The organism is Saccharopolyspora erythraea (genome assembly GCF_018141105.1).
GTDB lineage: Bacteria > Actinomycetota > Actinomycetes > Mycobacteriales > Pseudonocardiaceae > Saccharopolyspora_D > Saccharopolyspora_D erythraea_A.
This window is the reverse complement of the sequence record NZ_CP054839.1, coordinates 4,009,210-4,032,702: the sequence shown is the minus strand read 5'-3', so window position 1 is coordinate 4,032,702 and position 23,493 is coordinate 4,009,210. Positions and strand designations below refer to the sequence as shown.

The 23,493-nt window shown below is 71.7% G+C and carries 2 protein-coding genes; both read right to left on the bottom strand.

All coding sequences use genetic code 11. From position 1 onward, the window contains the following. Nucleotides 1-20: 20 nt before the first annotated feature. Entirely contained in the window at nucleotides 21-10,469 is a 10,449-nt protein-coding gene (locus HUO13_RS18235; RefSeq protein WP_211902503.1) for a type I polyketide synthase, read from the bottom strand. Nucleotides 10,470-10,486: 17 nt separating this feature from the next. Beyond that, nucleotides 10,487-23,491, bottom strand: coding sequence for a type I polyketide synthase (locus tag HUO13_RS18230; RefSeq protein ID WP_211902502.1), 13,005 nt, complete (start codon nucleotides 23,489-23,491; stop codon nucleotides 10,487-10,489). Nucleotides 23,492-23,493: the final 2 nt, after the last annotated feature.

Here is a 23,493-nt window from a genome sequence, read left to right as displayed (position 1 = left end):
ATCCCCCTGCTGCGTTCGCTTCAGTTCGACCCGAGCTCGTCGACCAGGCCGAACAGCTCGTCGTCGCTCACGGTCGAAAGGTCCCGGTCATCCGGGTGGTCGTTGTCGTCGCCCCACTTCGCAAGCAGGGCGGTGAGCCGCATCGTGATCCGCGACCGATCGAGCTGTTCGGCCGACGCCTCGGCCAGGGCCGCCTCCAGTCGGTCCAGTTCCGCCGACACCGACGCGGCCGGGTCCGCGCCTTCGAGCGGGAGCTGCGTCAGCAGGTGATCGGCGAGGGCGGCGGGATTCGCGTAGTCGAAGACCACCGTGGCCGACAGCCGGACATCGGTCGCCGCCGACAGCCGGTTGCGCAGTTCGACGGCGCTCAGCGAGTCGAAGCCGAGGTCCTGGAAAGCCTGTTCCACGCCGATGAGTTCCGGCGACCCGTACGCCAGGACCCCGGCGACCTCCCGGCGGACCAGGTCGAGCACGGTCTGCCGCCGTTCGGCCGGGGGCTGCCCGCCGAGGCGGGCGAGGAGCGAACGCGGTCCGGACATCGCGACCCGCCGTTCCGGTCTCCTGACGAGACCGCGCAGCACCGGGGATATGTCGTGCTGTCCGGCGAGTGCGGCGGTGTTCAGCCGCATCGGGAGCAGGACGGCGTCGTCGGTGGCGAGTGCGGTGTCGAACAACCGCAACGCCTCCTCGCTCGGCATCGGCACGATCCCCGACCGAGCCATCCGAGCCAGATCCGAATCCGACAACCCACCGGTGATCCCACTGCGCTCCCCCCACAAACCCCACGCCAGTGAGTGCGCGGGCAGGCCCGCGCTGCGGCGCCGGTGCGCGAGCGCGTCGAGGAACGCGTTGGCAGCGGCGTAGTTCGCCTGCCCCGCGCTGCCGATCGTGGCCGCGGCGGAGGAGAAGAGGACGAACGCCGACAGGTCGAGGTGCCGCGTCAACTCATCCAGCACCAACGCACCGTCCACCTTGGCACGCAGCACGCCCTCCACGCGCTCGGCGGACAACGACGACACCACACCGTCGTCGACCACACCCGCCGCGTGCACCACGGCGGACACCGGGAACTCCGCCGGAACCGACGCCAGCACCCCGGCGACCGCCTCCCGATCGGCCACATCGCACGCCGCGACCGAGACCTCGGCACCGAGACCCGCCAACTCGCCGACCAGGTCGTCGGCGCCGCCGGAACGGCTCAGCAGGAGCAACCGCCGCACACCGTGCTCGACGACCAGATGGCGAGCCACCAAACGACCCAGCACACCAGTGCCGCCGGTCACCACCACCGTGCCACCGGCGTCCCACACCACCGAGCCCGATCCCGGCACGCGCTCCAGGCGCGGCGCGAAAACCCGGCCCGACCGCACCAAGCACTCCGGTACATCGACAACGCCGGGCAGGGCTCGGCAGGAGGCCGGGTCGTCATCCAGGGCCACCACCGCGACCCGACCGGGGTTCTCGGCCTGGACCGAGCGAAGGAATCCCCACACCGCCGCGGAGGCCATGTCGATTTCCGGGTCCCCGGTGCACACGGCCAGCCGCGTCGAGGCGAAGCGCGGCTCGGCCGACCAGGTTTGGACGATGTCGAGCATCCGGACCGTCGCCCGCGTCGCACCGCCTGTCGTGCTGCCCGCGATAACCACCACCTCAGGCGGCTCGTCGCCGCTCGACAGGCATTCGGTCAGGTCGGCGTAGGACCTGGGGACCGGCAACGCCTCTTCGAGCGCTTCGAGGCCGGTGCCGACGAGCGCCCAGCGCTCCGTTCCGACATGGGACGCGGACGTGGTCTCCGGGACCCAGGACATCCGGAACAGCGAACCACCGCTGGACGCGGCGATCTGGTCGCTTGTCACGGGGCGGACGGTCAGCGACTCGATGGAGCCGACCGGCGCGCCCGTGCCGTCGGCCAGCGACACGGCCACGGTGTCCTTGCCAGCACGGGCGATCCGCACGCGCAGCTCCGACGCACCCACCGCGTGCAGACCCAGACCGCTCCAGGCGAACGGCAGCGCGGCACCCTCCAGGTCCGCGCCGGACAGGTAACGGATCGCGTGCAACGCCGCATCGAGCAACGCCGGGTGCAACCCGAAGCGCACGGCGTCCGCGTCATCGGGCAAGGCCACCTCGGCGTACAGGTCGCCGCCCCCGTGTCGCCACACCTGCCGCAGGCCCTGGAAACGCGGCCCGTAGTCGAGCCCGGCATCCGCCAGCTCCGCGTAGCAGGAGGAGACGTCCACGACCGCGGCATCCCGCGGCGGCCATGCCGTCAGGTCCGCGGCTTCCGCGGCGACCGGCCCGAGGACGCCACGCGCGTGGCACGTCCACCCCTCATCGTGGTCACGGGGTTCGGGACGCGCGTGGATCGTCAGCGGCCTGCGTCCGGCAGCGTCGGCTTCCTCCACCCGGAGCTGGAGCTGGACAGCGCCGCTCTCCGGGAGGGTCAGCGGCACTTCGAGGGTCAGTTCCTCCACCCCGCCGCAGCCGGTTTCCTCCGCCGCGCGCAGCGCCAGTTCGGCGAGAGCGCTGCCGGGAACGACGACCGCTCCGTGGACCAGGTGGTCGCCCAGCCACGGGTGCGTGCGGCGGGAGATCCGGCCGGTGAAGATCGTGCCGTTGCCCTCGGCGAACTCGACCACGGCGCCGAGGAGGGGGTGCTCGTCACCGTCGAGCCCGGCCGCGCCGACGTCACCGGCGTCCTCATCCGCTTCGAGCCAGTAGCGCTGCCGCTGGAACGGATACGTCGGCAGGTCGACCTGCCGGGCGCCGGTCCCCGCGAAGTACGCCGCCCAGTCGACGGCCGCACCACGGACGTGCAGCCTGCCCAGGCAGTCCGAGACGCTGTCCGGCTCGGGGCTGTCGCGACGCAGGACCGGGAGGAACGCGGCGTCGGAGTCGGGCAGGCATTCCTGGCCAGCCGCCGACAACACCCCATCCGGACCCAGCTCGACGAACGTGTCGACACCCTGCTCATGCATGGCCCGAACACCATCCAGGAAGCGCACGGTGTCACGGACATTGCGCACCCAGTAATCGGCAGTCTTGACCTCGTCATCGACAAGAGCACCCGTCACCGTGGAAACAAACGGAATCCGGGGAGCACTGAGCGACACCGACGCGACGACGGCGCGGAACTCCTCCAGCATCGGATCCATCAACGGCGAATGAAACGCATGACTCGTCCGCAACCGCTTCACCCTGCGACCCCGAAAACGCTCCTCGATCGCGGCGATCTCGGACTCCTCACCCGAAACCACCACCGACGACGGACCATTCACCGCCGCGACCGCCACCCGGTCGGACAACAACGGAACAACCTCATCCTCCGAGGCCACCACCGCCAACATCACCCCCGGCTCCAAAGCCTGCATCAACCGGCCACGAGCCGCCACCACCTTGCACGCATCCCGAAGCGACAACACCCCAGCAACATGAGCCGCACCCAACTCACCCACCGAATGACCCAACACGAAATCGGGAACCACACCCCACGACTCCAGAAGACGAAACAGCCCCACCTCAAGCGCAAAAATCCCACACTGCGCAAACAAGGTCTGATCGATCAGACCCCGATCGTCACCGGACAGCGCCTCACCAACCGGCACCCCCAACTCATCACACACCGCACCAAACACCTCAGCAAACAACGGGAAACGAGCACACAACCCCGCACCCATCCCCCAACGCTGACCACCCTGACCACCAAACACAAAACCCGACTTGGTCGGAGCCGCCAAGTGCCCGGTCGTGGAGCCTTCCGCCAGTGACGCCAGGTTCGTGATGAGTTCCCGGCGGTCGGCCGCCGTCACGGACTCACGGTGTTCGAGCGATGAGCGGGACTTCGCCGTGGAGTAGGCGATGTCGAGCACGGTGAGTTCGGGGTGCGCCTCCACGTGGCGGCGCAGCTGCTCGGCCTGCTCCCGCAGTGCTTCCTCGCTTCGGGCGGAAAGGAGCACCGGAGCACCGCCGCCCGCTTCCGCCGACTGGGCGTCCTCGGCCGGTGGAGCCTGTTCGATGATGACGTGGGCGTTGGTTCCGCTCACTCCGAAGGAGGACACCGCGGCGCGGCGGGGCCGATCCACCTCGGGCCAGGCCACCGCATCCCTCACCAACGACACCGCACCCGAAGACCAATCCACATGCGACGACGGCACACCCACATGCAACGACTCCGGCACCACACCACGCCGCAACGCCAACACCATCTTGATCAGGCCCGCCACCCCAGCAGCCGCCTGCGTATGCCCCAGATTCGACTTCACCGAACCCAACAACAACGGCACAGACCGATCACGACCATAAGTCGACAACAACGCCTGCGCCTCAATCGGATCACCAAGCGCAGTACCCGTACCATGCCCCTCAACCACATCGACCTGATCCGGGCGGAGACCCGCGTTCGCCAGCGCCTCACGGATCACCCTCTGCTGTGATGGCCCGTTCGGTGCGGTGAGACCGTTCGAGGCCCCGTCCTGGTTCACGGCCGAACCCCGCATCACCGCCAACACCCGATGCCCCAGCCGCCGAGCATCCGACAGGCGCTCGACCAACAACATCCCCGCACCCTCGGACCACCCCGTGCCATCCGCACCATCCGAAAACGCCTTGCACCGACCATCCGACGCCAACCCACCCTGACGAGCGAACTCGCGGAACGGGGTGGGTGCGGACATCACCGTGGCCCCGCCGACCAGCGCCATCGAGCACTCCCCCGCTCGCAGCGACTGCGCCGCCAGGTGCAGGGCGACCAGCGAGGACGAGCACGCCGTGTCCACGGTGACCGCCGGCCCCTCGAGCCCGAAGGTGTAGGCCACCCGGCCGGATGCGACGCTGCCGAGGTTCCCGTTGCCCAGGTAGCCTTCCAGCTCACCGGGGATCTGCCGGACGCGTGCGGCGTAGTCGTGGTACATCACGCCTGCGAACACACCGGTCCGGGAGCCCCGAACCGACAACGGGTCAACACCAGCCCGCTCGAACGCCTCCCACGACACCTCCAGCAACAACCGCTGCTGCGGATCCATCGCCAACGCCTCACGCGGCGAAATCCCGAAGAACGCGGGGTCGAAATCTCCCACGGCGTCGAGGAACCCGCCCCGGCCGATGGGCAGGTTCCGAACGTCCCAGCCCCGGTCTGCGGGAAAGTCCGCGATGACGTCGGTGCCGTCGAGAACGACCTGCCACAGGTCTTCGGGTGAGTTGATGCCTCCCGGATAGCGGCACGCCATGCCGACCACGGCCAACGGTTCGTCGTCCCTGGCGGTCACCGTCGCCGGCGCGCTGGAGACCGCCGGCTGTCCGGCGACCTGGCCCACCAGGTGCGCGGCGAGGGCGTTCGGCGTCGGGTAGTCGAACAGCAGCGTGGCGGGCAGCCGCAGTCCGGTGATCTCGTTCAGCCGGTTGCGCAGTTCGACGGCGGTCAGGGAGTCGAAGCCGAGTTCGGAGAACGCCTGGTCCGGGCCGATCGCAGCGCCGGAAGGGTGGTCCAGGACGACGGCGGCCTGACCGCGGACGAGTTCCAGCGCGACCTCGGCGCGCCGGGACTCGGAGAGCCCTTCCAGCTGCGCCGCCCATGAGGAACCCCGCTCCCGGAGCGGCTGCCTGCGCCGCGTGCGCACGAGACCGAGGAAGACCGCCGGTACGTGGTCCAGCCGTTGGAGAGCGTCGACGTCCAGCCGCATCGGGAGCAGGACGGCGTCGTCGGTGGCGAGTGCGGTGTCGAACAACCGCAACGCCTCCTCACTCGGCATCGGCACGATCCCCGACCGAGCCATCCGAGCCAGATCCGAATCCGACAACCCACCGGTGATCCCACTGCGCTCCCCCCACAAACCCCACGCCAGTGACTGCGCGGGCAGGCCCGCGCTGCGGCGCCGGTGCGCGAGCGCGTCGAGGAACGCGTTGGCAGCGGCGTAGTTCGCCTGCCCCGCGCTGCCGATCGTGGCCGAGGCGGAGGAGAAGAGGACGAACGCCGACAGGTCGAGGTGCCGCGTCAACTCATCCAGCACCAACGCACCGTCCACCTTGGCACGCAGCACCCGGTCGAGCCGCTCCGGTGTCAGCGCGGAGACAACTCCGTCGTCGACGACACCGGCGGCATGCAGCACCGCGCGCAACGGGAACTCCGCCGGAATCGATGCCAGCACCTCGGCGACGGCGTCCCGATCCGCCGCATCACAGGCGGCGACCGACACCTGGGCACCGTGCGAAGCCAGCTCGGCATCCAGGCCACCGGCTTCGCCGGAACGACTCAGCAGCACCAACCGGCGCACGCCGTGCTCGACCACCAGGTGCCGCGCCAGCAGACGCCCCAGGGCTCCGGTGCCGCCGGTCACCAACACCGTGCCGTCGGCATCCCACACCACAGGCTTCTGCCCGTGCACCCGCTCCAGCCGCGGCACGAACGCCCGGCCAGTGCGCACCAAGCACTGCGGCTCGTCCAGCGCACTTCGCAGTGCGTTCCACGAAGCCGGGTCGTCATCGAGATCGACCGCAGCGACGCGACCGGGTGCCTCGGCCTGGACCGAACGCAGGAGACCCCACACCGCCGCGGACGTCATGTCCGCGACACCCGACTCGTCGGCGACGGCGCCTTTGGTCACGAAAACCAGGCGCGCATCGGCGAACCTCTCGTCGGCGAGCCACGACTGGACGGTCTCCAGCACCGCACCGGCCTTGGCCGATGCCGAGTGATCGTCCGGGTCGACCAGGACGAACACGTCGGTCACGGTCGTTCCGCCGTCCAGCGCATCGCCGAGCGCGGCCAAATTCGGGTAGCGGGATGCGGGCCGCCCGAAATGCCCGTCGCCGACCACCGCCCAGCCGTCGCCCCCGCTGTCGGTACCTGACTCGAACGGCACCCACCGGAGCCGGAACAGCGATTCGCCTGCATCGGCTCGGGCTGCCTCGATCTGCTGCGCGCTCACGGGGCGCAGTGATGCGGAATCGATCGCGGCCACCGGCGAACCCGCGTCGTCGGCGATGTCGACGGTGACGGCATCGCCGCCTGTGTGCGAGAGACGTACTCGCAGGGACGAAGCGCCGGTAGACCACCACCGCACGCCACTGAACGCGAAAGGCAGGCGGAGCGGACCGTCCGGTGACGCCACCGCGAGCGCCTGCAGAGCGGCGTCGAGGAGGGCCGGGTGCAGGCCGAAGTCCTCGGCATCACTGACCACTTCGCCGGACAGCACGATCTCGGCGAAGACCTCGTCGCCGCGGCGCCAGGCCGCGCGCAACCCCTGGAACGCCGGACCGTAGTCCAGTCCGGAGTCGGCCAGTGATTCCTGGAGCTGGACGAGGTCGACCTCGTCGGCGCTGCGCGGCGGCCATTCCTGGAATCCGGGGGCGGACTTTTCCTCGCTCCCGGCGAGAACACCTGTGGCGTGCGTGGTCCACGGGCCTTCCACATCGGCGTCGCCTGGCCGAGCGCAGATCTCGACCGTTCGACGCCCCGTCGCGTCCGCGGTGCCGACAACGACCCGAAGCGCCACGTCACCGCTTTCCGGCAGCACCAGCGGTGCGGCGAGCGTGATCTCCTCGACCCCGCTCGCACCGGTCACCTCGGCCGCGCAGCGCGCGATTTCGACGAAGGCGGTGCCCGGGAACAGGATCCGGCCAAGTACCCGGTGGTCGGCGAGCCAGGGATGCGTCCGGACGGACAACCGCCCGGTCAGCACCGGACCCGTCTCGCCCGGGATCGACACGAGGGCGCCCAGCAGCGGGTGGTCGAGCGTGCCGATCCCGGCGGATCTGATGCCGCCGGCCGAAGCACCCGGCTCCAGCCAGTAGCGACGGTGCTGGAACGCATACGTCGGCAGATCGGTCCGGCGGACGTCGAGGCCGTGGAACACGGCTTCCCAGTCAGGCGTGCGGCCGCGCACGTGGAGCTTGCCGATCGCGGCCAGCGCGCTCTCGGTTTCGGGCTGATCGCGGCGCTGGATTGGCACGAAGAGCGCATCCGAGTCGGGCAGGCATTCCTGGCCAGCCGCCGACAACACCCCATCCGGACCCAACTCGACGAACGTGTCGACACCCTGCTCATGCATGGCCCGAACACCATCCAGGAAGCGCACGGTGTCACGGACATTGCGCACCCAGTAATCGGGTGTCGTGACCTCGTCATCGACAAGAGCACCCGTCACCGTCGACACGAACGGAATCCGGGGAGCACTGAGCGACACCGACGCGACAACCTCGCGGAACTCCTCCAACATCGGATCCATCAACGGCGAATGAAACGCATGACTCGTCCGCAACCGCTTCACCCTGCGACCCCGAAAACGCTCCTCGATCACGGCAACCTCGGACTCCTCACCCGAAACCACGACCGATGACGGGCCATTCACCGCCGCGACCGCCACCCGGTCGGACAACAACGGAACAACCTCATCCTCCGAGGCCGCCACCGCCAACATCACCCCCGGCTCCAAAGCCTGCATCAACCGGCCACGAGCCGCCACCACCGTGCACGCATCCCGAAACGACAACACCCCAGCAACATGAGCCGCACCCAACTCACCCACCGAATGACCCAACACGAAATCGGGAACCACACCCCACGACTCCAGAAGACGAAACAGCCCCACCTCAAGCGCAAAAATCCCACACTGCGCAAACAAGGTCTGATCGATCAGACCCCGATCGTCACCGGACAGCGCCTCACCAACCGGCACCCCCAACTCATCACACACCGCACCAAACACCTCAGCAAACACCGGGAAACGAGAACACAACCCCGCACCCATCCCCCAACGCTGACCACCCTGACCACCAAACACAAAACCCGACTTGCCGATGCGGCCGGCGGTCCCCGTCAGCACGTCCGCCGCGGGTGCGCCCTTTTCAAGCACGTGCAGGCCATCGATGAAGTCCTGGCGGGCGGAGCCGAGAAGTACCGCGCGGTGCTCGAACGCGGAGCGCGTCGTCGCCGCCGAGTACGCGATGTCGGCCGGATGTGCTTGCGGGTGCAGCTCGGTGTGCCGTCGCAGGGCGGCGGCCTGGTCGCGCAGGGCGGTTTCGCTGCGAGCCGACACCACGAGCGGGACGGCCGACGGCGGGCGCTTCGCGGTCGCCTCCGCCGCGACTCTTTCCGGCGCCTGCTCCAGGATGAGGTGGGCGTTGGTTCCGCTGATGCCGAAGGCGGACACCGCCGCACGACGCGGCCTGTCCTCCGGCTCCGGCCACGGCTGCGGATCGGTGAGCAGGGAGACCGCGCCCGACTCCCAGTCCACGTGCGACGAGGGCCGGTCGACGTGCAGTGTCTTCGGCAGGAGGCCGTGGCGCAGGGCCATGACCATCTTGATCACGCCCGCCACACCTGCCGCGGCGAGGGTGTGGCCGATGTTGGACTTCACCGAGCCCAGCCACAGCGGGCGGTGCCGATCCTGCCCGTAGGTCTCCAGCAACGCCTGCGCCTCGATGGGATCGCCCAGGGCGGTTCCGGTGCCGTGCGCCTCGACGGCGTCGACGTCGGCCGCGGACACGTCCGCGCCGGCGAGCGCCGCCCGGATGACGCGCTGCTGCGACGGGCCGTTCGGCGCGGTCAGACCGTTGGACGCACCGTCCTGGTTCACCGCCGAACCCCGCACGACGGCCAGCACCGGATGCCCGAGCCGCTGGGCGTCCGAAAGCCGTTCCACCAGCAGCATGCCGACGCCCTCGGCCATGCCCATGCCGTCCGCGGTGTCGGAGAAAGCCTTGCAGCGCCCGTCGGCTGCCAGCACCCGCTGGCGGCTGAACTCCACGAACGTGCCGGGTGTCGCCAGCACGGTCACGCCGCCGGCCAGCGCCATCGAGCACTCGCCGCGACGCAGCGCCTGGCACGCCAGGTGCAGGGACACCAGCGATGTCGAGCACGCCGTGTCCACTGTCATCGCCGGGCCTTCCAGGCCGAGCGAGTAGGCGACGCGGCCCGAGGCGACGCTGGGCACCACACCGGTGACCAGGTGGCCTTCGACGCTCTCGGGCGCGTCGAGCAGCGGGGGCCCGTACTCCTGGTAGTTGTGGCCGACGAAGACGCCCGTCCGGCTGCCGCGCAGCGCCGCCGGGTCGATGCCCGCGTCTTCCATCGCCTCCCAGGCGGTTTCCAGCAGCAGCCGCTGCTGCGGGTCCATGGCCAGCGCCTCGCGCGGGCTGATGCCGAAGAACGCGGCGTCGAAACCGCCGGGGTCGTCGAGGAAACCACCCGACCGCACGTAGGACCTGCCGGACCGCGCGGGGTCGGGGTCGTAGAGGCCGTCGAGGTCCCAGCCCCGGTCTGTGGGGAAACCGGAGATCACGTCGCGGCCGTCGGCCAGCACCTGCCAGAGCTCGGCGGGCGAGGTCACGCCGCCCGGGTACCGGCAGGCCATCCCCACGATCGCGACGGGTTCCCGCTGCGCGTCCTCGACCTCCCGGAGGCGCCGGTTCGCCTTGCGCAGGTCCGCGGTGACCCGCTTGAGGTACTCGCGGAGCTTGTCTTCGTCAGCCATTGCCAGCAGTTCCCTCGTCAGGTGGTGCCGAGCTCTTTCTCGATGAGGTCGAACATCTCGTCGTCGGTGGCCGCGTCGAGGTCCTCGCGGTCCGGGTCGGCGGCGACCTCCTCCGCACCGACGGCCGAGAGCAGGGCGCGCAGTCGCGTCTCGACCTCGGCCCGTTCGTCCTCGTCGATTCCGCCGGCCGCCACCGCGGCCGCGATCCGGTCCAGTTCAAAGAACACCGGCACCTGCGAATCGGATGCAGTGCGCACGAGCCGGGAACGCAGGTGCTCGGCGACAGCGGCGGGTGTCGGGTGGTCGAATACCAGCGTCGCGGGCAGCCGCAGCCCGGTGGCGGCGTTGAGCCGGTTGCGCAGCTCCATCGCGGTCAGCGAGTCGTAGCCCAGCTCGCGGAACGCGCGCCCGTCGTCGATCGAGTCCCCGTCGCCGAGGCCGAGGACGAACGCCGCCTGCTCCCGCACGAGCGCCCGCAGCGCCGCGCTCTGGTCGGCTTCGCCGAGCGCTGCCAGCCGTTCCGGCCACGACGACTCGGGCTCGCCCGGCCCATCGTCGGCGGGGGCCGGCGCCGCCTCCGGCACCTCGTCGAGCAGCGGGCGCGGGCGTGCGGAGGTGAACAGCGGCACGAAGCGCTCCCAGTCGACGTCGGCGACCGACACCACCGCTTCGTCGTGGTCGAGCACCTGCCGCAACGCCGTCAACGCCGGTCCGGGCGCGATGAGCGGCAGACCTTGGCGGCGCAGTTGGTCCGCATCGACGCCTTCGGGGAATCTCGCACCGTCCCACACACCCCACGCCACCGACGTGATCGCGCGCCCGTCCCCACGCAGGTGCTCGGCGAAGGCGTCCAGGTAGGCGTTGGCCGCCGCGTAGGCACCGTGGTCGCCGCTGCCCCACACCCCGGCGATGGAGGAGAACAGCACGAAGGCGTCGAGCCGGTCCGGGTCGAGCAGTTCGGCGAGGTGACGCGCGCCGTCGACCTTGGCCGCCATGACGTCGGCGAACTCCCGCAGGTCGGTGTCGGCCAGCGCGGCCAGGCGCATCAGCGCGGCCGCGTGCACCACCGAGCGCACCTCGCGTCCTTGGGCGCGCAGGCGTCCGAGCAACGCCTCGACAGCGTCGCGGTCGGCCATGTCGCACGCCTCGAAGCTCACCTCGGTGCCCAGTTCGTGCAGTTCCTCGGCGAGTTCGGCGGCCCCGTCCGAGTCCGCGCCCCGCCTGCTCACGAGCACGACGTGCTCGGCGCCGTTGCCCGCCAGCCAGCGCGCGATCTCCGGGCCGAGGGCACCGGTTCCGCCGGTGACCAGGGCGGTGCCGCGAGGCCGCCAGCGCCGCACCGGTGCTCCGGTGACGGGCGCACGCACCAGCCTGCGCACGAGTACTCCGCTCTCCCGCAGCGCCAACTGGTCCTCGTCGCCCCAGCCTCCGGCCAGCGCGCCGCAGAGCCGGGCCAACGCGGTTTCGTCCGGGTCCTCGGGCAGGTCGACGAGTCCGCCCCACTGCCGGGGGTGCTCCAGGGCGGCGACCCGCCCCAGCCCCCAGATCTGGGCCTGTTCCGGGCGGCGCAGACGTTCGGCACCCGCGGCGACCGCGCCCCGCGTGAGCATCCAGACGGGAATGCGGCGGTCGAGATCGCTCATCACCTGGACCAGGGCCAGCGTGACGGCCAGGCCGACCGGCACCACGGCGTGGTGGGGATGCCTTCGCCCGTCCAGCCCGAGCAGCGAGACCACCGCGCGCACGTCCGGCTCCTCGCCGAGCACTCGCCCCAGCCGGTCGGCGAACGCCGCGCGATCGGTGTCCTTCTCCCCGCACTCGACGGTCACCGCCCTGGCGCCGCGCTCGGTCATGGCGCGCACGGTCGCGGCGACCCATGGCTGGTGGCGCTCGGCGTCCGGCACGAGGACCAGCCACGTGCCCGGCAGCGACGCGGGAGCCGACGGTTCGGGTGCCTCCCGCCACACGACGCGGTAGCGCCAGTCCTCCACGGCGGCGAGGTCGTGGCGCCGCCGGTGCCACGCCGAAAGGCTCGGCAGCACGCTGCTGAACGGTTCGTCGCCGGTGATGTCCAACGTGGCCGACAGCTCGGCTAGATCGGCGCGCTCGACAGCGTCCCAGAACCCGGCCTCAGCCGGGTCCTGCGCCCGGGAAGCGGCGGGTTCGGCGTCCTCCAGCCAGTAGCGCTGCCGTTGGAAGGCGTAGGTGGGCAGATCCACCCGGGCGGCCCCGGTGCCGGCGAACAGCGCGCGCCAGTCCACCGCCACACCGCGCACGTGGGCTTCGGCGAGCGAGGCCAGGAAGCGGTCCCACCCACCGTCGTCGCGGCGCAGCGTCGTCAGCACCGCGGCCGCCCGGCCGCAGGCGTCGACGGTCTCCTCGATCCCCTGCGCCACGACCGGGTGCGGGCTCACCTCGACGAAGGTGTCGAAGCCCGCCTCGATCGCCGCCCGGACCGCCTCCTCGAAGCGCACGGTCCGCCGCAGGTTCCGGTACCAGTAGCCGCCGTCCATCTCGCGGGTGTCGGCCTCGGCGCCCGTCACCGTCGAGAAGAGCGTGACTTCGCCGCCACGCGGCGAGATCGGCGCGAGCACGTCGACGAGTTCGTCCTCGATCCGCTCCACGTGGGCGGAGTGGGAGGCGTAGTCCACCGCGATCCGGCGGGCGCGCGCACCCCGCGCCTCGCAGTCGGCCAGCAGCGCTTCCACGTCCGGCACCGCGCCGGAGACGACGGTCGACGACGGCCCGTTGACCGCCGCGACCGACAGCCGGTAGCCGTCGAGCAGCTTCTCGGCCTGCTCCGCGGGCAGCGCCACCGACGCCATCGCGCCGCTGCCTGCGAGATTGCGCAACGCGGCGCTGCGCAGGGTCACGACCCTGGCCGCGTCGGTCAGCGACAGGGCTCCCGCGACGCAGGCGGCGGCGATCTCGCCCTGCGAGTGGCCGATCACCGCGGCGGGCTGCACGCCGCAGGACTTCCACAGCTCGGCCAGCGACACCATGACGGCGAAGCTGACCGGCTGCACGACCTCGACCGCGTCCAGCGACGGTGCTCCGTCGGCGCCGCGCAGGACGTCCAGGACCTTCCAGTCCACGTGGGCCTCGACTGCCTCGGCGCACTCGCGCATCCGGCGCCGGAAGACCTCGGACCCGTCCAGCAGCTCCAGCGCCATGCCCTGCCACTGCGCGCCCTGGCCGGGGAAGACGAACGCCACGCGGCCGCGTGCGCCGTCCGCCCGCCCTCGCACGATCCCCTGCTCTTCGCGTCCCTCGGCCAATCCGCCGAGCGAGCGCAGGAGCTCGTCGCGGCCTGCGCCGAGCACCACGGCGCGATGCGCCAGAGCCGCGCGGCCGGTCGCCAGCGAGAGACCGAGGTCCGCGGCGTCCTGTTCCGTGTGGTCGCGCACGTGCGTCAGCAGCCGCGCTGCCTGCGCCCGCAGGGCTCGGTCGCTGTCGGCCGACAGCACCCACGGCACCACCGGCAGCTCGCGCCGCGACGGCTCGGCCGGTGCGGGTTCCACGGCCTGCTCCAGGATCACGTGCGCGTTGGTGCCGCTGATGCCGAACGCCGAGACCGCCGCGCGGCGCGGCCGTCCGCTCTCGGGCCACGGTCGCGACTCGATGAGCAGTTCCACCGCACCCACCGACCAGTCGACGTGCGGGGACGGCTGGTCGACGTGCACGGTTCGCGGGAGCGTCCCGGAGCGCATGGCCATGACGCTCTTGATCACCCCCGCGACACCCGCCGCCGCCTGGGTGTGCCCGATGTTCGACTTCACCGATCCGAGGTGCAGCGGAATTTCGCGGCCCTGCCCGTAGGTCTCGATGAGCGCCTGGGCCTCGATCGGGTCGCCGAGGGTGGTGCCGGTGCCGTGGGCCTCGACCAGGTCGACGTCCGCGGTGGACAGCCGCGCGTCGGCCAGCGCATGGCGGATGACGCGCTGCTGCGCGACGCCGTTCGGGGCGCTGAGCCCGTTGGAGGCGCCGTCCTGGTTCACCGCCGAGCCCGGCACCAGCGCGAGCACCGGATGCCCGTTGCGGCGGGCCAGCGACAGCGGCTCGACCAGCAGCAGGCCGGCTCCTTCCGACCAGCCCGTGCCGTCTGCGGCGGCGGCGAACGGCTTGCACCGCCCGTCGGGAGCCAGGCCGCGCTGCCTGCTGAACTCGGTGAACGTGCTCGGAGTCGCCATCACGGTCACGCCGCCGGCCAGCGCCATCGAGCACTCGCCGCGGCGAAGCGCCTGACACGCCAGGTGCAGCGCGACCAGCGATGAGGAGCACGCGGTGTCAATGGTGACCGCCGGGCCCTCCAGCCCGAAGGTGTAGGCGACGCGCCCGGAGGCCACGCTCGCGGTGTTGCCGGTCAGCAGGTGACCTTCGACGCCTTCAGGCACTTGGCGCAGCCGGGACGCGTAGTCGTGGTACATCACGCCGGCGAACACGCCCACGTCGGTGCCGCGCACCGAAAGCGGGTCGATTCCGGCCCGCTCGAACGCCTCCCACGAGGTCTCCAGCAACAACCGCTGCTGCGGGTCCATCGCCAACGCCTCACGGGGGCTGATGCCGAACAACGCCGGGTCGAATTCGTCGGCGTCGTGCAAGAAACCGCCCGCCCGCACGTAGGAGGTACCCGCGCGGTTGGCGTCGGCGTCGAACAGGCCGTCCAGTGCCCATCCGCGGTCGGTGGGGAACGCCGAGATGGCGTCGCCGCCTTCGGAGACCAGCCGCCAGAGGTCTTCCGGCGAGGCGATGCCACCCGGGTACCGGCAGGCCATCGCCACGATCGCGATGGGTTCACCGGTGGTGGCGGTGACCGCTGCGGAGGTCGAGGGCCGGTCCCCGGTGCCGGTCAGCACCGTCAGCAGGTACCGCGTCAACGCCTGCGGTGTGGGGTGGTCGAAGACGACCGTGGTCGGCAGCCGCTCGCCGGTGGCGGTGTTGAGGCGGTTGCGCAGTTCGACCGCGGTGAGCGAGTCGAAGCCGAACTCCTTGAACGGCCTGTCCGGTCGCACCGACTCGGGGTTCTCGTGCCCCAGCACGGCGGCGGCGTGGGTCCGCACGAGCTCCTGCACGAGGTGTTCGCGGTCGGCGGGGGACGCTGCGGCCAGCCGCCGGGACAGCGAGGACGCGCCGCCGGACTCCGTTCGACGGGATTGCCGGGAAGAAGTCGGCACCAGACCACGCAGCACCGGCGGCAGTGCGTCGCGCTGGGCGCGCAGCGCCGAGACGTCGAGGCGAGCCGCGACGAGCACGGCGTCGTCGAGCGCGGCGGCGGTGTCGAACAGCGCCATGCCCTCGGCCGAGGACAGCGGCACCACGCCGCCGCGGGCCATCCTGGACAGGTCGGCGCCGTCGAGGTGGCTGGTCATGCCGCTGCGTTCGGCCCAGAACCCCCACGCCAGGGACTGCGCGGGCAGGCCGCGCGCCCGGCGCTGCGCGGCCAAGGCGTCCAGCACCGCGTTCGCGGCGGCGTAGTTCGCCTGGCCCGGGCTGCCGAACACACCCGCGACGGAGGAGAACAGCACGAACGCCTTCAGGTCGGCGTCGCGGGTGAGCTCGGCGAGGTTCAGCGCCGCGTCCGCCTTCGGGCGCAGCACGTGGTCCACGCGCTGCGGCGTCAGCGACTCGATGACGCCGTCGTCGAGGGTGCCTGCGGCGTGGACGACAGCGGTCAGCGGCCGTTCCGGAGGTATGGAGGCCAGCAGTTCGGCCAGCGCGGCCCGGTCGGCGACGTCGCAGGCCGCGACGGTCACCTCCGCGCCCAGGCCGGTCAGCTCCTCGCACAGCTCGGCCGTCCCCGGGGCAGCTCCACCACGGCGGCTGACCAGGAGCAGGTGCCGGACGCCGCGCTCGGCTACCAGGTGGCGGGCCAGGATCCCGGCGAGCGTGCCGCCGGCGCCGGTGATCAGGACGGAGCCGTCACCGTCCCAACCCGACGGTGCCGCGGCTTGCGGTGCGCGCCCGAGTCGCGGCACCAGCACGGCGCCGGCGCGCACCGCGTGCTGTTCGTCTCCGAGCTGGGGAAGCACGCGCAGCGAGGCGTCGTGGTCGTCGATGTCCACCAGCACGAAGCGGTCCGGGTTCTCCGCCTGGGCGGAGCGCAGCAGACCCCACACCGCCGCGGCGGCCAGGTCGGGAACGTCCTCGCCGGCCTTCGCCGCGACGGCCCCGCGCGTCACCAACACCAGCCGGGAATCGGAAAACCGTTCTTCCGCCAGCCACTCCTGCGCCAGCGCGAGAGCCCGGTGCACCACCCCGGCGATCTCGCCCGCCGTGTCGAGCTCGACCAGCACCGACGGTGGTACCGGGTCCTGCGCGGCCGCCAGCTCGGTGAGGTCCTGGTAGTGGCCGGTGCATCCCGGCAATCCGCGAAGGGAGGACGCACCGACGACCGCCCACTCCCCCGGCGCCGAGGGGGCCGCGCCGACCCACTCCAGCCGGAACAGCGAGTCGTGCCGGGCGATGTGGAGCCGGTCGGGCGAAACCGGGCGCATCACAAGGGAGTCCACAGTGGCCACCAGGTCACCGTGCTGGTCGGTGGCCACCAGCGACAAGGCGACGGCGTCTGCGGAGGCCGCCCCGGCAGGTGCCAGCCGCACCCGCAGCGTCGAAGTCCCGGTGGAGTACGCGCGTGCGCCGCTGAAGCTGAACGGCAGCAGAGTCCCATCGGGAACCGAAGGCAGCAGCCCGGCCACGTGCAGGGCGGCGTCCAGCACCGCTGGGTGGACCACGTAGGCCCCGGCTGTCGTGGAGATTTCCTCGTCGAGCACCACCTCGGCGAAGACCTCCTCGCCCCGGCGCCACGCCGCACGAAGGCCCTGGAACACCGGCCCGTAGCCGTAGCCCTGCTCCGCCAGGCGGTCGTAGCGGTCGTCGACGTCGACCGGCTGCGCACCGGCAGGTGGCCAGGTGGCGTCCGGCATCGGAGTCACATCGTCGCCAGGCGAGAGCACGCAGCTCGCGTGGTGCGTCCAGTCGTCCCCGTTCGCGTCGTCCTCAGGCAGCGAGTGGATCTCCAGCGACCGCTGCCCGTCCTTCTCCGGTGCGCCTACGACCAGTTGGAGCCGGACGCCACGATCGTCGGGCAGCACCAGCGGGCTGTGCAGGGTCAGCTCGTCGACCAGGTCGCAGCCGGCCTGCCGGCCGGCGTGCAGCGCCAGTTCGAGGAACGCGGTACCCGGCAGCAGAACCGCGCCCAGGACGGCGTGGTCGGAAAGCCACGGCGAGGTGCGGGTCGACAACGCCCCGGTGAGCATCCAGCCGCCGGTCCCGGCGACCGGTGTCGCCGCGCCGAGCAGCGGGTGCTCCGCCGATGCCAGCCCGAGGTCGGACGGGTCCGAAGCCGAACGGGGTGCCTCGAGCCAGTAGCGCTGCCTCTGGAACGGGTAGGTCGGCAGTGCGGCGGGCACCACGCCCGAGCCGTCGAACGGCGCGGACCAGTCGACCGCCATGCCCCGCACGTGCGCTTCGGCCATCGAGAGCAGGAAGCGGTCGAGACCACCCTGCTCGCGGCGCAGCGACCCGGTTGCCAGGCCGCTGAATCCTGCCGCCTCCAGCGTGTCCTGCACCCCGACCGCCAGCAGCGGATGCGGGCTGACCTCGACGAAGAAGCGGTGACCCCGGGATGTCATGGCGCTGACCGCCGCTTCGAAGCGGACGGTGTGGCGCAGGTTGCGGTACCAGTACTCGGCGTCCAGCTCGCGGGTGTCGATGCGGTCACCGGTCACCGTCGAGTAGAACGGAATCCGCGAGGCTCGCGGAGAAATCCCCGCGAGCAGCGTGCGCAGGCGCACGTGGATGGACTCGACCTGCGCGGAGTGCGAGGCGTAGTCGACCGGGATCGACCGGGCGCGGAACCCTTCGGCCGTGAACGCGGCCAGCAGCTCGTCGAGCGCCGCGCGTTCACCGGAGAGCACCACCGACTCCGGTCCGTTGACCGCCGCGACCGAAACCCGCCCATCGATCCTCGAGACGACTTCGTGCTGCGGCAGCGACACCGACAGCATCCCGCCCAGCCCGGACAACTCGGTCAGGGCCTCGCTGCGCAGCGCAACGACCGCTGCCGCGTCCTCCAGGGACAGCGCTCCCGCGACGCAGGCCGCGGCGATCTCCCCCTGGCTGTGCCCGACGACCGCGGCGGGCTCCACTCCGTAGGAACGCCACAGCGAGGCCAGAGCGACCATCACCGCGAAGAGCGCGGGCTGCACCACGTCGACCCGCTCCAGCGACGGCTGCCCCGGATCACCGCGCAACACGCCGAGCAGCGACCAGTCCACGTGCCGCTCCACCGCCTCCGCGCATTCGCGCAGGCGGGCGGCGAAGACCTCGGACTCGGCCAGCAGCTCCAGCGCCATCCCCTGCCACTGACCACCCTGGCCGGGGAAGACGAACGCGGTCTCGCCCGAGATGTCGGCGGTCCCGCTGACGACGTTCGCGGCCGTGTTCGCGCGCCCCAGCGCGGTCAGGCCGCCGAGCAGCTCCTCGCGACCCCGCCCGACGACGACAGCCCGATTCGGCAACGATGCCCGCGCACCGCAGGCCAGTGCCACGGCCTCCGACGGCAGGTCGTCCACGTGGGACGAAAGTTCGATGGCTCGTTCACGCAGCGCGGAGTCGGTGCCTCCGGAGAGCGGCCACGCGAGGGCGGCCATCGACAGCTCAGCTCGCTCGTCGCGCTGCTGCACCTGCGGGGCCTGCTCGATGATCGCGTGCGCGTTGGTTCCGCTGATGCCGAAGGACGACACCGCAGCACGGCGGGGACGGTCCGCGCGTGGCCACGGGGCCGGCTCGGTCAGCAGCGACACCGCGCCCGAGGTCCAGTCCACATGCGGGGACGGCTGCTCCACGTGCAGCGTCTTCGGCAGCAGCCCGTGGCGCAAGGACATGACGACCTTGATCACACCGGCGACGCCCGCCGCCGCCTGGGTGTGGCCGATGTTGGACTTGACCGAACCCAGCAGCAGCGGTTCGGTCCGCTCCTGCCCGTAGGTGGCCAGCAGCGCGTGGGCCTCGATCGGATCGCCCAGCGAGGTGCCCGTACCGTGCGCCTCCACTGCGTCCACATCGGACTGTTCGAGAGCCGCGGCGGCCAGCGCCTGCCGGATGACGCGCTGCTGCGACAGTCCGTTCGGGGCCGTCAGGCCGTTCGACGCGCCGTCCTGGTTGATCGCGCTGCCGCGCAGCAGCGCCAGCACCGGATGCCCGTGCCGCCGCGCGTCGGAGAGCCGTTCCAGCAGCAGGACACCCGCGCCCTCGGCCCAGCCCGTCCCGTCGGCCTTGGCGGAGAATGCCTTGCAGCGGCCGTCCGGAGCCAGCCCGCGCTGCCTGCTGAACTCCACGAACATGCCCGGGTTCGACATGACGGTGACCCCGCAGGCCAGCGCGGCCGTGCACTCCCCGTCGCGAAGCGACCGCGCCGCCAGGTGCAGCGCCGTCAGCGACGACGAGCAGGCTGTGTCCACGGTGACCGCGGGCCCTTCGAGGCCGAAGGTGTAGGCGATGCGCCCGGACGCCACGCTGGGCGTGGTGCCGGTCAGCACGTAGCCGTCGAGCCCGTCGCCTGCCTCGTGCATCCGCGGCCCGTAGTCGTGCGCGGTCGCGCCGACGAACACCCCGTACGGACTGCCCGGCAGCGACATCGGATCGATCCCGGCCCGCTCGAACGCCTCCCACGAGGTCTCCAGCAACAACCGCTGCTGCGGGTCCATCGCCAACGCCTCACGGGGGCTGATGCCGAACAACGCCGGGTCGAACTCGTCGGCGTCGTGCAGGAAACCGCCGTGGCGCACGTAGCTGGTGCCCGCGCGGTCCGGGTCCGGGTGGTGCAGGGCGTCCAGGTCCCATCCGCGGTTCACCGGGAACTCGCCGATCGCATCGCCCCCGTCGCGCACGAAGTTCCACAGCTGCTCCGGCGTGCGGATACCGCCCGGATACCGGCAGGCCATGGCCACGATCGCGATCGGCTCGTCCGATGTCCGAGCTTCGGTGCTCACCGCACGAGCCGGAGTCGTGCCGGTCAGCTCCGCGCGCAGACCGCGGGCCAGTGCGGCCGGCGTGGGGTGGTCGAAGAGCAGCGTCGCCGGCAGTGCCTTTCCGGTCGCCTCCGCGAGCTCGTCGCGCAGCTCCACCAGCATCAGCGAGCCGAAACCGAGCTCCTTGAACGAAAGCCGCTGGTCGACCGCGTCCGGCGCGTCGTGTTCCAGGACCGCTGCGGTGTGCCGGAGAACCAGCTCCAGCACGGCGTGGTCCTGCTCGTGCTCCGGCAGGTCCGCGATCCGGTCGGCCAGTGGCTGCCGGGCCCGCGGTGCGGAAGGTGCCGCGTCATCGACGGTGGAGCCGGTCAGCCAGAACCGCCGTCGCTGGAAGGGATACGTCGGTAGCTTCACCCGCGTCGCACCGTCGTAGACCGCTTGCCAGTCCACGCCGACGTCGCGCACGTGCAGCCGCGCCAGTGCCGACATCGCCGAGCGCCGCTCGCCGCGTTCCGGCCCACGCAGGAGGGGGACGAACGCGACGTCCGCGGACTCGCCGTCGAGGCAGTCCCGTCCGAGTGCCGACAACGCACCGTCGGCGCTCAGCTCGAGGAACGTGGTGACGCCGCCTGCCATGCAGCTCCGGATTCCGTCGGCGAACCGCACGGCCTGGCGCGCGTGGTTCGCCCAGTACTCCGGCGAACCGATCTCGTCGTCGGTGAGCACCTGGCCCGTCACGTTGGAGACGACGGGGATGCGCGTGGGCCGCCAGTCGGCCCGCGCGGCCGCCGCGCGGAAGTCCGCCAGCATGCCGTCCATCCGCGGCGAGTGGAACGCGTGGCTCACACGCAGGCGCTTGGCCTTGCGTCCGCGACGCGCCCAGCGGTCCGCGATCGCGAGCACCGGCTCCTCGTCCCCGGCGATCACGGTGGACACCGGGCCGTTCACCGCCGCGATCGACACCCGGCCGGACGCCGACACCACGTCTGCCGCCAGCTCGGCTTCGCTCGCCCGCACCGAGACCATCGCGCCACCGGCGGGCAGCGCCTGCATCAGCCGTCCCCTGGCCGCGACCAGCGCGCAGGCGTCCTCCAGCGACAGCGCTCCGGCGACGTGCGCGGCTGCCAGCTCGCCGACGGAGTGCCCGAGCACGACATCGGGCGCGACGCCCCAGTGCTCGGCCAGCCGGAACAACGCGACCTCGACGGCGAACAGGGCAGGCTGGGTGTGCTCGGTCTCGTCCAGCAGCGCGGCCTCGGCCGAGTCCGGCTCGGCGAACACCAGCTCGCGCAGCGGGCGGGACAGGTGCGGGTCCATCGCGGCGCAGATCTCGTCGAAGGCCCGCGCGAAGACGCTGGAACCCGCGTGAAGCTCGCGGCACATGCCCGGCCGCTGGCCGCCCTGCCCGCCGAACAGCAACGCCACGCCGCCCGGCACCGGCACGCCCCGGACCACGTTCGCGCTCACGTCGTCCTGCGCCAGGGACCGCAGTGCACCTTCCAGCGCCCCTGTTTCGTCGGGCAGCAGCACCGCGCGGTGCCGCAGCGGCGCACGAGTGGCGGCCAGCGAGTACGCGACGTCGACCGGCCGCGTGCCGGATTCCGCCAGGTGGTCCCGCAACCGCCCCGCCAGCTCGCGGAGCGCCGCCGGTGTGCCTGCGGAAACGGGCATGACGACCGGGAGTTCTTCGGAGGGTCGCGCGTCGTCGTCGGGTTCGTCGCGCACCGGCGACCACTCCGACAGCACGACGTGGCAGTTCGTCCCGCCCATGCCGAACGAGCTCACCCCGGCCACGAGCGGATCGGCGCCCGCGCCGGGCTGCTCGAGACCCGTGAGCACCCGGAGTCCCAAGTCCGGCAACGGGATCGCGGGATTGGGTTCGTCGAAGTTCAGGCTGGGCACCAGTTCCCGGTGCCGGAGGCACAACACCGCTTTGATCAGCCCGGCGATGCCCGCGGCCCCCTCCAGGTGGCCGATGTTGGTCTTGGCCGACCCCACCGGCAACGGCGAGCTCTCGCCCCGGGCCGTCCCGAGAACGGCTCCGAGCGCGGCGGCTTCGACCGGGTCTCCCACCGGCGTGCCGGTGCCGTGCAGCTCGACGAACCCGACCGCGGCCGGGTCGATGCGCGCCCGCCGGTAGGCCTGCCGCAGCACCCGTTCCTGCGCTTCGCGGCTCGGCGCGGTGAAGCCACCCTCACCCGGGCCGTCGTTGTTGGTCGCGCTGCCCCGGATGACGCAGTAGATCTCGTCGCCATCGGCGATGGCCTTCGACAGCGCCTTGAGGACCACGACACCGCCGCCCTCACCGCGCACGTACCCGTTGGCGCGGGAGTCGAAGGTGTAGCAGCGCCCGTCCGGCGACAGCGCGCCGAAACCCTCCACCACGTGGTAGCCGTCCGGCGCGATGTTGAGGCTCACGCCACCGGCGAGCGCCACGGAGCATTCGCCGTCGCGCAGGCTGCGGCAGGCCAGGTGCACGGCCACCAGCGACGACGACTGCGCGCTGTCGACGGTCATGCTCGGACCGCGGAAGCCGTGCGCGTAGGAGACGCGGTTGGCGATCATGCCGCGGTTGGTGCCGGTCAGGGTGTGCTGCGTGGCGCTCCGATCCCCGGCCCGGTGGCGGAGTGCCGCGTAGTCGTCCGAGGTGGCACCGAAGAACACGCCGGTGCTGTCGTCCGGACCGCCCGGGATGATCCCGGCATCCTCGAGGGCTTCCCAGGTCAGCTCCAGCACCAACCGCTGCTGCGGATCGAGCAGGGCCGCTTCCCGCGGCGAGATCCCGAAGAACTCCGCATCGAAGCGGTCGACCTGGTCGAGGAAGCCCGCGCGCAGCGCGCCACCGGAGACCGCCGTCGGCAGCTCCGGGCCGTCCGCGCTCCAGCGGGTCGCGGGCGCTTCGCCCACCGCCTCCACGCCGTCGCGCAGCAGCCGCCAGTACGCGGGGACGTCCGGCGCTCCCGGCAGCCGGCACGCCAGGCCGACCACCGCCACGGCCTCGTCCCCGGCCGTCACCGAGCCGCCGATCCCGACCTCATCGCTGCCTGCCACCC

Bases quoted from the DNA above. Each gene is read 5' to 3' on its own strand.
- HUO13_RS18235 (WP_211902503.1), bottom strand. From the start codon at position 10,469: ATGGCTGACGAAGACAAGCTCCGCGAGTACCTCAAGCGGGTCACCGCG.